The 10669-nt window shown below is 63.7% G+C and carries 10 protein-coding genes, 1 tRNA gene, 1 other RNA gene and 1 pseudogene; 6 read left to right on the plus strand and 7 right to left on the minus strand.

Annotated elements, in window-relative coordinates:
• Nucleotides 1-71: 71 nt before the first annotated feature.
• Nucleotides 72-623: pseudogene (locus tag VFA16_RS22820) on the plus strand (type 1 glutamine amidotransferase domain-containing protein); the annotation flags it as partial.
• Between the two features lie 336 nt (nucleotides 624-959).
• A complete protein-coding gene (locus VFA16_RS22825) occupies nucleotides 960-1241 on the plus strand; it encodes a GlsB/YeaQ/YmgE family stress response membrane protein (RefSeq protein ID WP_324970023.1) in 282 nt (93 codons plus the stop codon).
• Nucleotides 1242-1379: 138 nt separating this feature from the next.
• Here VFA16_RS22825 and VFA16_RS22830 read toward each other — a convergent pair whose 3' ends face one another.
• Together VFA16_RS22830 and VFA16_RS22835 are read right to left on the minus strand one after the other, a co-directional pair.
• Nucleotides 1380-2027 (minus strand): cutinase family protein, encoded by a 648-nt coding sequence (locus VFA16_RS22830; RefSeq protein ID WP_324970024.1) that lies wholly within the window; start codon nucleotides 2025-2027, stop codon nucleotides 1380-1382.
• A gap of 57 nt (nucleotides 2028-2084) precedes the next feature.
• Nucleotides 2085-2714, minus strand: a complete 630-nt coding sequence (locus VFA16_RS22835; RefSeq protein ID WP_324970025.1) for a cutinase family protein — start codon at nucleotides 2712-2714, stop codon at nucleotides 2085-2087.
• A 115-nt stretch (nucleotides 2715-2829) separates the two neighbouring features.
• On the opposite strand from VFA16_RS22835, the gene VFA16_RS22840 reads away from it, so the two are divergent.
• Nucleotides 2830-3288 carry a DUF5078 domain-containing protein gene (locus tag VFA16_RS22840; protein WP_324970026.1) on the plus strand — a complete coding sequence of 153 codons (459 nt, stop codon included), beginning with the start codon at nucleotides 2830-2832 and terminating at the stop codon, nucleotides 3286-3288.
• A gap of 156 nt (nucleotides 3289-3444) precedes the next feature.
• Here VFA16_RS22840 and VFA16_RS22845 read toward each other — a convergent pair whose 3' ends face one another.
• Both VFA16_RS22845 and VFA16_RS22850 read right to left on the minus strand, forming a co-directional pair.
• Nucleotides 3445-6354, minus strand: coding sequence for an MMPL family transporter (locus VFA16_RS22845; protein ID WP_324970027.1), 2910 nt, complete (start codon nucleotides 6352-6354; stop codon nucleotides 3445-3447).
• The gene (locus VFA16_RS22850) at nucleotides 6351-6782 is read right to left on the minus strand and encodes an MmpS family protein (RefSeq protein WP_324970028.1); all 432 of its coding nucleotides are present in this window, start codon (nucleotides 6780-6782) and stop codon (nucleotides 6351-6353) included. Before VFA16_RS22850 ends, VFA16_RS22845 begins: the two co-directional genes overlap by 4 nt.
• Before the next feature lie 354 nt (nucleotides 6783-7136).
• On the opposite strand from VFA16_RS22850, the gene VFA16_RS22855 reads away from it, so the two are divergent.
• Complete coding sequence (locus VFA16_RS22855; protein ID WP_324970029.1) at nucleotides 7137-7475, plus strand: DUF732 domain-containing protein; 339 nt, start codon at nucleotides 7137-7139, stop codon at nucleotides 7473-7475.
• A 19-nt stretch (nucleotides 7476-7494) separates the two neighbouring features.
• Here the strand turns inward: VFA16_RS22855 and VFA16_RS22860 are convergent, their stop codons facing one another.
• From VFA16_RS22860 to VFA16_RS22870, 3 genes are all read right to left on the minus strand, one after another.
• On the minus strand, nucleotides 7495-8568 hold the full coding sequence (locus tag VFA16_RS22860; protein WP_324970030.1) for a dihydrodipicolinate reductase: 1074 nt from the start codon (nucleotides 8566-8568) through the stop codon (nucleotides 7495-7497).
• Between the two features lie 38 nt (nucleotides 8569-8606).
• Nucleotides 8607-9440 (minus strand): hypothetical protein, encoded by an 834-nt coding sequence (locus tag VFA16_RS22865; protein ID WP_324970031.1) that lies wholly within the window; start codon nucleotides 9438-9440, stop codon nucleotides 8607-8609.
• Between the two features lie 83 nt (nucleotides 9441-9523).
• A tRNA-Ser gene (locus VFA16_RS22870) sits at nucleotides 9524-9609 on the minus strand.
• 56 nt (nucleotides 9610-9665) lie between these two features.
• Here VFA16_RS22870 and ffs point away from each other — a divergent pair.
• An RNA gene (gene ffs, locus VFA16_RS22875) (signal recognition particle sRNA small type) lies at nucleotides 9666-9760 on the plus strand.
• Between the two features lie 75 nt (nucleotides 9761-9835).
• Nucleotides 9836-10669, plus strand: an 834-nt coding sequence (locus VFA16_RS22880; RefSeq protein WP_324970032.1) for an aminotransferase class I/II-fold pyridoxal phosphate-dependent enzyme, incomplete at its 3' end; no start/stop codon positions are given.

Below are 10669 nucleotides of genomic sequence, written 5' to 3' on the forward strand. Positions count from 1 at the left end.
GGACCGACTGAGCGGTCGAACGGAAACCCAGGCGCTGTGTGCCGAGGCACGGCGCCGGGTACTCGCAGGCCATGCCCAACATGCGCCGGCTCCAGGGCCGCAAGATTGCCATCCTCGCCGCCGACGGCTTCGAAAAGGTCGAGCTCGTCTTCCCGTTGCGGGCTATGCAGTTGGCCGGCGCCAAGGTCGACATCGTCTCGCTGCGCCACGGCCGGATACGTGGTGTCAATCTGCATATGCCGGCCACCCGGGTCGGCGTCGACAAGACGGTCAGCGAAGCCCATCCCGGCGACTACGACGGGCTGCTGCTGCCCGGTGGCTTTATCAACCCCGACCTGCTGCGGCAGTCGGCTGAGGCACGGCAATTCGTGCGGGGTTTCGCCGAAAGCGGCAAGCCGATTGTCACGCTCTGTCATGGGCCGTGGGTGCTGGCTTCGGCGGGAGTCCTCGACGGGCGGACTCTGACCTCCTGGCCGGGAATTCGCGACGATTTGGTGAACGCCGGCGCCACCTGGCTCGATCGGGAGGTTGTTCGCGACGGAAATCTGGTCACCAGCAGAGGCCCGCAGGACATGGCGGCGTTCGTCGCCGCAATGCTGGACGCCTTCGACGCCAAGACCTCACCACAGTCGACCACGTCCGATGGGCACCGCGAGTCCGATCCACAGCTCAGCGCTCCGCCCGGCGTGGCAGTAGCCGCGCTGAGATGGTTGCCCAAGCCCTCAGCAGTCGCCGCGCTCACCGGCGTTGGCCTGGCCACCTACGCAGGGCTCGCCCTCAACTCGTCGTTGTCGAAAATCCTTCTCACTCTGCCGCGAGCGTTAGCGGGGCGCGGGCGCGACACTTAGCGCCTTACGCGCCTTAAACGGGACGGCCCAAGCGACGTTACAAGGCCGCCAGTACGGGGAACACATGTGGAACAGGGCGCCGGACCGGGCGCCGCTACGACAGGAGCAGCAATGATCGGATCAATCATCCTCGCCATCATCGTGGGCGCCATCATCGGCGTAATCGCGCGACTCGTCATGCCGGGCCGGCAGAGCATCGGCATGATCATGACCGTGCTAATCGGCGCCGTAGGTGGCTTGATCGGCTCAGCTGTGGCCGGCGCGTTCGGGTATCACAACGCCAACGGCGGAATCGCCTGGATTCCGTTCATCGTCGGGATCGTCGTTGCCGTCATCCTGATCGCGATCTACGAGGCCGTCACAGGCCGCCGCCGTACCGGGACGCTTCGGTAGTCCACGCGCGCAAAGCCAGCCAGCCGTCCAACTGCGGCGTGGCTAATACGGGTCGGCCCGCATCCGAAATGGATGACGGGCCGAGTCGTTACCGCTTCAAAACACTTGGGAAGCGGCACAACTGGCGCTCGGAGTCGACTATGTCGGCGACGGCTGCAGCCGACTGGCCACGTATGTCGCGGCTTGATCCGGCATGCCGGCCTGGACATACATAAGGTGAGGGACCATGTTGCCGCCGTCCGCGCAGATGATGTCGTCGGGCAGGCACAAGTCGATGGTCTTGGGGCGGTACGCCGAGTTGACTGCCGGGATCTGACCGTTCGTCAGCGAATTGGCGTAGCTACTAGACGGGTTGCCGAAGAGGGCGACCGCGGCGACGTGATTGGCCGTCTGGGGCGGCAGCTGGTTGCTGACCAGATCCATCACGCCTGCGCCTTGCGAATACCCGCCAAGCACCACTTTGGTGTTGGGACACGTCGCCACGGTGTTTTGGACATGAGCGCTCGCATCGCTGGCACCGGCCAACGCGCTATTGACGTAGTCGTTGGTCGCCGGGTAGTTGACCGCGTAGACCCCGATGGATTGCCCAGGCAGTTGTGACTGAAGCGAGTCGACGAACGCTTGGCCAACCCCACCGAGACCGGCAGGCTCGCCGGTGCCGCGAGCAAACACCACTTCACTGCTTGGGCATTGATCGGCCTGAGCAGGCGGCATGGGGACGCTGACCAGCGCCCCAGTCATCAACACAGCAGCACCGAGAATGCGAGCGACGTCGCGGAAAGTCATCTCTGCATGCTGACATATCGGCGGCCTTGGCCGTGACCCGCACCCGCAACCCTCGCGCTAGAGCCGAGCAGCGGCGAACGACGCGGCTTGGTTGGTCATCCCCGACTGGATGTACGCGACGTGCGCGGCGGGGTTCCTGCCTTCCGAACAGATCGGATCGTCGGCGACGCACAAGTCGATGGTCTTCGGCCGGTACAGCGGGCTGATTGTGGGAAGCCGGCCGCCACCCAACGTCCTGGCAAACGTGCTTTCTGGATTGCCGAACAGCGCTACCGCAGCGACGTGGTCGGCCACCTGCGGCGGCATGGATTCGGTGGCCAAATCGATCACACCCGCCCCCTGCGAATATCCGCCCAGCACCATTCGGGTGCCGGGACAGCTGGCGGCCGTGTTCTCGATATGAGCACGTGCGTCACCGGCACCGGCAAACGAACTGCTGGCGAAGGCGTCGGTCGCCGGGTAATTGACCGCGTAGACCCCGATTGACCGCCCACGGGCTTGCGACCTAAGCGAGTCGATGAACGCCTGGCCGACCGCACCGACGCCCGCCGGCTCGTTGGTGCCGCGAGCGAACACCACCTCACTGTCGGGGCAGGGATCGGCTGACGCACCAGTCGAGGTGTTCAGCAGGCTGCCGGCGGTCGCAGCGGCAGCCGCCACGAGGCACGCGATGGTCCGCGCACTCATCACTCGATGCTGACACACGGCAGCGTTTGTCGGGCCCGGTTGGCAGGCTGGTGTGATGCCCGATTGATTCCGCTAGAGCGCGCAAAGGGGTTTATCCGGGAGTTATAGTAAACGGATGCGTCGCTATCACCGGAAACCCGTCCTTTGCGCGGGCGCGGCAGCGCTCGCCCTCGGTATCGCCGCGACGGCCTTCCCCGGCCGCGCTGCAGCCGACTCCACGGAGGACTATCCAATCCCTCACCGGATGATTGAGACGACCTGCACCGCCGAGCAACTCCTGGCGGCTGCCAGAGACTACGCTCCGGTCTATTACGAGCGGTACATGAACGACTACCACAACCACCAGAATTTCCAGCAGGCAGTCCAAGACAAGGCGCACTGGTTTTTCTCGTTGTCGCCGGCGGAACGCAGGCAATACTCCGACCACTTGTACGAGCCCGGTGTGCGCGATCCCATGACGATCCAATGGGTCAACAACTTCAAGATCTTCTTCAACAACAAGGGCGTCGTCGCTAAAGAGACCGACCACTGCGCCGACTATCCGCCGGGTGACATGTCCGTGTGGGACTGGTAAGCGGAGCTTCTACTTCTCCGTTGATCGCTGAATGGTTCGGCGATAGGACCCTAGGAAGCCGGACCAATAGGGTCCCGGCTGGCATCGTTGAATCAGTTGCGCTGCAGCGCTATTGCTGAAGACGCCGTCGTCGCCGCACCGATCTTGGTGTCGCCGCTAGGGCGCGTCGTCTAGCAGCAGTTCACGAACTACAGGACGCGGCGGATACGGCCGAAGCAGCTGGCTGGCGGGCCGGGTGCGCACGCGCTGTGGCCACCAGAACCAACGGCCGAGCAGCGCAGCGATCGACGGCGTCATGAAGGAACGCACCACCAAGGTGTCGAACAGCAGACCGAGACCGATGGTGGTTCCGACTTGTCCGATGACCCGCAGGTCGCTGACCGCCATGGCCATCATGGTGAAGGCGAAAACCAGGCCGGCCGACGTGACGACGGAGCCGCTGCCGCCCATTGCGCGGATGATGCCGGTCTTAAGCCCGGCGTGGATCTCCTCTTTGAACCGCGCCACCAGTAGCAGGTTGTAGTCCGAACCGACTGCCAGCAGGATGATCACCGACATCGCCAGCACCATCCAGTGCACATCGAGCCCGATGATGTGCTGCCAGATCAGCACGGAAAGCCCGAATGCGCTGCCCAGCGAGAGCAATACAGTGCCGACGATGACCGCGGCAGCGATCACGCTTCGCGTGATGACCAGCATCACGATGAAAATCAAAGCAAGCGAAGCTATTCCGGCGATGATCAAGTCCCAGGCCGCTCCCGTGGACAGGTCCTTGTAAACGGCCGCGGTGCCACCCAGGTACACCTTGGAGCCCTCCAATGGGGTTCCCTTGATGGCCTCGTGCACAGCGCGTTTGATCGGATCGACATGCGAAATGCCTTCGAGCGACGCGGGATCCCCCTCATGCGAGATGATCATCCGGACCGCGTGCCCGTCAGGTGAGAGGAACATCTTCAGGCCGCGTTTGAAGTCGGGGTTTTGGAAGGCTTCCGGCGGCAGATAAAACGAGTCGTCGTTTTTCGCATCGTCGAAGGCGTGGCCCATCGCCGACTGATTGTCCATCATCGCCTGCATCTGACGCTGCATGCCGCCCATCGTTTGTTGCATCGTCAGCATGTACGTCTTCATGGTCCTCATGGTGGCGATCATCGGCGGCATGATCGTCAGCATCTGCGGCATCAACGTATCCAGCCGATCCAAATCTGGCATCAGATTCTCGATGTCATCGGTCAGTATGTCGACACCGTCGAGCCCGTCGAAGATGGACCGCAGCGACCAGCAGATGGGAATGTCGTAGCAGTGCTTCTCCCAGTAGAAGTAGCTGCGGATGGGCCGCCAGAAATCCTCGAAATCTGCGATGTGGTCCCGGAGTTCCTCGATGTCGCCGACCATCCCGTGCATCTTGGTGACCATGCTGTGGGTGGTATCTGCCATCTGCCTGGTGATGTTGAGCATCTGCTCCATCGACTCGATGGTCTTCTGCATTTCATCGGCCTGCGCCTGCATGTCGTTCATGCGGTCGAGCATGTACTTCATGTTCAGCTGCTGGGTGGTGCCCTGCATGCTGATCATGAACGGGATCGTCGAGTGATTGATCGGGGTTCCCAGCGGTCTGGTGATGGCCTGCACACGCCCGATGCCAGGCACCCGGAAGACCGCTTTGGCCACCTTGTCGATCACCAAAAAGTCGGCCGGATTACGCATGTCGTGGTCGGTTTCGATCAGCAACAGCTCCGGGTTCATCCGGGCCTGGGAGAAGTGCCGGTCGGCGGCCGCATATCCGACGTTTGCCGGGATATCGGCCGGCATGTAATAGCGGTTGTCGAAACCGGGCCGGTAGCTGGGCAATGTGATCAGGCCGACCAGCGCGACCGCCACCGTCGCCACCAAGACGGGAGCCGGCCAGCGCACCACCGCCGCACCGATCTTTCGCCATCCGCGGATTCGCATCGCCCTCTTGGGCTCCAGCAAGCCGAAGTGACTCGCCGCGACCACGACGGCCGCGCCCAGGCTGAGCGCGGCAAGTACCACGACCAGCATGCCGATCGCCAACGGAACACCGAGAGTCTGGAAGTAAGGCAGCCGGGTGAAGCGCAGGCAGAACGTGGCGCCGGCGATCGTCAGGCCCGAGCCGAGAATCACATGTCCCGTCCCGCGATACATGGTGTAGAAAGCCGATTCTCGGTCCTCGCCGAGAGCCCGAGCTTCCTGATATCGGCCGATCAGAAAGATGGCGTAGTCCGTCGCGGCGGCAATGGCCAACATCACCAGCAGGTTGACCGCGAATGTCGAGAGCCCAATCAGGTTGTGGTAACCCAGGAATGCCACCACGCCGCGGGCTGCCGCCAGCTCGAGGAAGACCATCGCCATCACCAGCAATACGGTCGCGATGGACCGGTAGACGAACAGCAGCATCACGATGATCACCAGGAACGTCAGTGCGGTGATCAGCTTGAGGCTGCGGTCGCCGGCAAGGTGCTGGTCGGCCAGCAGCGGGGCCGCTCCGGTGGCGTAGACGTGTATGCCGGGCGGCGGCGGGGTTTTCTTGATGATGTCCTGGATCGCCTCGACGGACTCGTTGGCCAGGCTTTCACCCTGATTGCCCGCGAGGTAGACCTGGACGTAAGCGGCTTTGCCGTCGGGGCTCTGCGAACCCGCCGCGGTCAGCGGGTCGCTCCAGAAGTCCTGGACGTTCTCGACGTGTTTGGTGTCCGCCCTGATTTTTCGGATCAGCTCGTCGTAGTAGTGGTGGGCCGCATCGCCGAGCGGTTGGTCGCCTTCCAGCACGATCATCGCCGAGCTGTCGGATTTGAACTCGTGGAAGTCCTGACCGACGCGCTTCATCGCGATCATCGACGCCGCATCTTTGGGGCTCATCGACACCGTGCGCATCTGCCCCACCACATCCAACTGGGGCACAACCACATTCAGGATCACGGTGACCGCAATCCAGCCCAAAATGATCGGTACCGCCAGCCGGTGGATCCACAGCGGCAGCTTCGACCGCACCGCCTCAACCGGGGCCGGCATGACGTCGGTCGGTGCGTCGCTGATATGTCTGCTCATGCGGACTTCACCAAGCAGAAGGTTTCGGCATTCACGCCGTTCGAAATCCTTTCGTCCTTGACGACACCGTCGACGGTGATGCGGCAACCGAGAGTGTCGCTACTGCCCTGCGCCACGATGTTGGGGCTCACCGCGGGATCGGTGGTCTTCAACGTGAGCGACCACGGCAACGGTGCTCCGTCCACCCGCTGCGGCGTGGCATTGAGGTCCAAGTAGTTGATGTCCGCGGCACCCCCGTCCGGACTGAAGATCTCGTACGTCACCACCTTGGGATGGAACGGCTTGGTGTCCTCGTACTTGGTGGACGCGCCGCCGGCATTCCCGTGAGCACCGAAGTAACCATGAACCCGATACACGGTGAACGCGGCGACGGCGATCACCGCCGCGACGATCAACGGCATCCACACCCGTTTGAGAGCGCCAAACATCGGACCTCGCGCCTCCCGTCGCTACCGTTGATCGCGGGCGATGTCCGCGGTGTACACGAGACTGTCCCGTAGATCAGCGGGCCTGCTGAGATGCGACCTCATTGCGATTGCCACTGAAACCTTCATTTCTTGCGGTGCCCTTTGCGGTGCCGGTGAAAGCTAGCGTGAACACGTTCAACTACTTAGCCTGTTTTTAACCTTAGTTAGTCTAATAGGCAGACGTGGCTCACGGAAACCGGGTGGAAAGGGCAAGTTATGAATTGGTGGCGCTGGATAGCTGGTGACGGAGGCCATGCGTTCCACACCGTGCGAAGTCACATTACGACTCGCATCAGGGGCGGTACGATCCAGCCCATGAAGGCAACAAGGCTGGCGTTCGTCGCCCTCGCCGCCGCCGCCATTGCGTTGGCTGCGCCGGCAAAGGCCGACGTCGACACTGATTTCGACAACCAGCTCCAGACCTACGGCATCTACGGCCCGCACGACTACAACCCGTACTTGGCCAAGATCGCCTGCCGGCGGCTCGGTGACCATGTGGATCCCGACGCTGCCGCATCGTCTCGTTTCTTGATGCACAACCTGCCGCGGGGCACCACGCAGGTTCAGGCGTACCAGTTCCTCGGCACTGCGATCGGCTATTACTGCCCGGACCTGGCACCGGTCATGCAAAACATTCCGCCCGCGCAAGCTTGATTACCTCTATACCCCGCCGTTAGACGGCCGGCCGAGAAGCCGGCGAGACCGCGCCGTGCGGCAGCGTCAACGGCAGGTCGTTATACGTGGCGATGCCCGGCGCGGCGGCCACGACGGCGGGAATCGCATTGATGGTGGGCATCGCCGTCATGATGTGCCCGAGCGTCATGAAGTCGGCGATTGTCTCGGCCTGGAAATCCGGCGGCGGTAAGAACCCGACGGTGGTCTTCACCGTTGGCCGCCCGTCGATCTGCATAACCCAGCCGTCTTGGTCGATTTTCCAGTCCGGCTCGAGGGTCTGGCCCTTGCGCCACCGAACGTTGAGCTCGACGACGGTTTTGCCGCCGACGATTCCCTGCCAGCTCGCGTAGACCCCGGCGACGCATCCGGCCGCGATGGTCCAGGAGCCGAGGTCGAGATCGGCGGTGGTTTTTGCGTACTCCGCCTCGCAGCACACCTCGTCGAACTCGACCCCGAGCGCGTCGCCGACCAGCCGGACTGCCTCACCGAACACCGCTGTGCCTTGCGCCGTCATCGCCGGCAGTTCGGGGTGGTCGATCGGCTTGCCGAATCCCACCGGCAGTTCGGTGGCCGGCGAGTCGTAGAAGGTGGTGTCGGCGGCCTCGTTGACGGTGACCTTGTCCACCCGGTCACACACCATGGCCGACACGATGGCCAGCAGTTCAGCGAATCCGGGGCTCACACCGGAGCCGAAGATCGTCGAGCCGCCTTTGCGGCAGGCTTCGGCGATGCGCTCGCGGCCTCGGCCCAAGTTGTGCCCGGTGATGAACGAGGCCGTCGTCACCACGTTGACGCCCGCGGACAAGATGCGTACCAGCTCATCGACGTCGATCCACATCGGGTTGTACACGACGCTGTCGGGTTTCAACGCGAGCAGCGCATCGACGTCGTCGCTGGCGGCGACGCCCAGCCGGTCGATGCCGCACAGCTCTCCTACGTCGCGGCCCACCTTGTCGGGTGAGTAGGCATAACAGCCGACGAGTTCGAACGCGGGATTAGCTGCGATTGCCTCCACCGAGCTTTTGCCGACATTGCCCGTGGTCCACTGAACGACGCGATAACTGTTTGGCACTCGCTCAGCATATGGAACAGGAATGGGCGGTGACAGCCCTACTTGTCGTCGACCGCGATTCCGCCGCGCGACCGCCTGCGTCGCCGCGACGATGATTTGCCGCTGGGGCGGCGGTTGCGCAATCCACCCCGGGGCCCCTCGGCCGCGACGGTGTCCTCGGCGCTGGGGAGTTCGTCGCCGGCGCCTTCCTCGGTTGCCGAGTCGGGTTCCTTGGCAGTCGAGTCGGGCTCCTTGGCAGCCGCGTCGGGTTCCTTGGCGGCCGATTCCGTGGCCTCGACAGTTTCCTCGGTCTTGGCGGCTTCCGCTTCCGCTGGCTCCGCTTCCTCGGCGCCCGCGGCTTCGGTGGGCTCTTTCTCGGTTTCGCCTGCCTCGGCCTCTTCGTCCTTGCGCTTTCTGCGACGACCGCGCCGCTTGGCTTCCTTCGGCTTGAGCGGCTTGGGCGGCGGCGGGGGCAGCTCAGCGACAAACGACAGATAGAAGGAGAAGATGCCCAGCAACGCGATGGCCGCGGCGGCCCCATAGATCGCGAACAACCATTGACCGGCGGCGTCGAGGCTCAGCCAGATTTCGCTGATCGCGGCGCCGACGATCAGCACCCCGGCGAGCACGTGCGCCACGACCGATCCGGTCCGCAACGACAGGGCCAGCTGCGGGGTGCCGAACTCCGGTTTGCGGGTCCGCAACAGGGTGAACACCACCGGCAGCGCGGCCAGCCCGATCAACAAGCCACAGCCGATGCGGCCCGCCGTCCCGAGCGCGTGAGGGATTTTGCCCATCAGCTCATGCCAGCGGGGGATGGCGAAGAAGAAGTAGAGGGCGCCGGCAGCTATCCAAAACGACGCATGCCACAGGATGGCGACTTTGCGCCCCATGCCCCTCCTCAAGCCGTCATCGAGCCGATCCAAGGGCGGCCAACGCCGACCATCGTGCCCGGCCGCACCTCGGACCGCGTGCGCGGAGGATGCGGGATTTGAACCCGCGAGGGCTGTTAACCCAACCCGCGTTCCAGGCGAGCGCCATAGGCCACTAGGCGAATCCTCCTCGGTCATGGTAGCTGCCTGGCGGCAATTGCTATGGCTTCGGGGTACTACACTCGCGATGGACCCCGCGCGGCGTCTATCCTGTGAACTCCCCCAGGGCCGGAAGGCAGCAAGGGTCAATGGGCTCTGGCGGGTGCGCGGGGTCCCCCCAGGTTGGTGTTGGCCCCTCGGCCCGACCCAGAACCGATCCCACTGGCCCCACGGCATTCGACGGTGAAAGGCGCATGGTGTCGTTTCATTCCCTCAGCCGTGAGGAGCTAACGGCTCTGCACGCTCGCCACCAGCAGGACTATGCGGAACTGCAGTCCAAGAAGCTGGCCCTTGATCTCACCCGCGGCAAGCCATCCGGTGAGCAACTCGACCTGTCCAATGCGCTGCTGAGCCTGCCGGGGGACGACTACCGCGACGAAGAAGGCACCGACACCCGCAACTACGGCGGGCAGCATGGGCTACCGGGACTGCGGGCCATCTTCAGTGAGCTGCTCGGCATCCCGGTGCCCAATCTGATCGCCGGCAACAACGCCAGCCTGGAGATGATGCACGACGTCATCGTTTTCTCGATGTTGCACGGCGGCGTGGACTCGCCGCGGCCCTGGAAGGACGAACCGGCGGTCAAGTTCCTCTGCCCGGTTCCCGGCTACGACCGGCACTTCGCGATCAACGAGAGCATGGGCATCGAGATGATCTCCATCCCGATGCGCGACGACGGACCCGACGTCGACCTGATCGAAGAGCTCGTCGCCGTCGACCCCACCATCAAGGGCATGTGGGCGGTGCCGGTGTTCTCCAACCCCACCGGGGTCACCTACTCATGGGAGACCGCTCGCCGTCTTGTCCAGATGCACACGGCGGCAAACGATTTCCGGTTGTTCTGGGACAACGCCTACGCGGTGCACACGTTGACGCTGGACTTTGTCCGACAGATCGACGTGCTGGGACTGGCCGCGACAGCCGGCAACCCCAACCGGCCGTATGTCTTCGCGTCAACATCGAAGATCACTTTTGCCGGTGCCGGCGTCAGCTTCTTCGGCGGCTCGCTGGGCAATATCGCCTGGTATTTG

The organism is Mycobacterium sp., from assembly GCF_035653355.1.
GTDB lineage: Bacteria > Actinomycetota > Actinomycetes > Mycobacteriales > Mycobacteriaceae > Mycobacterium.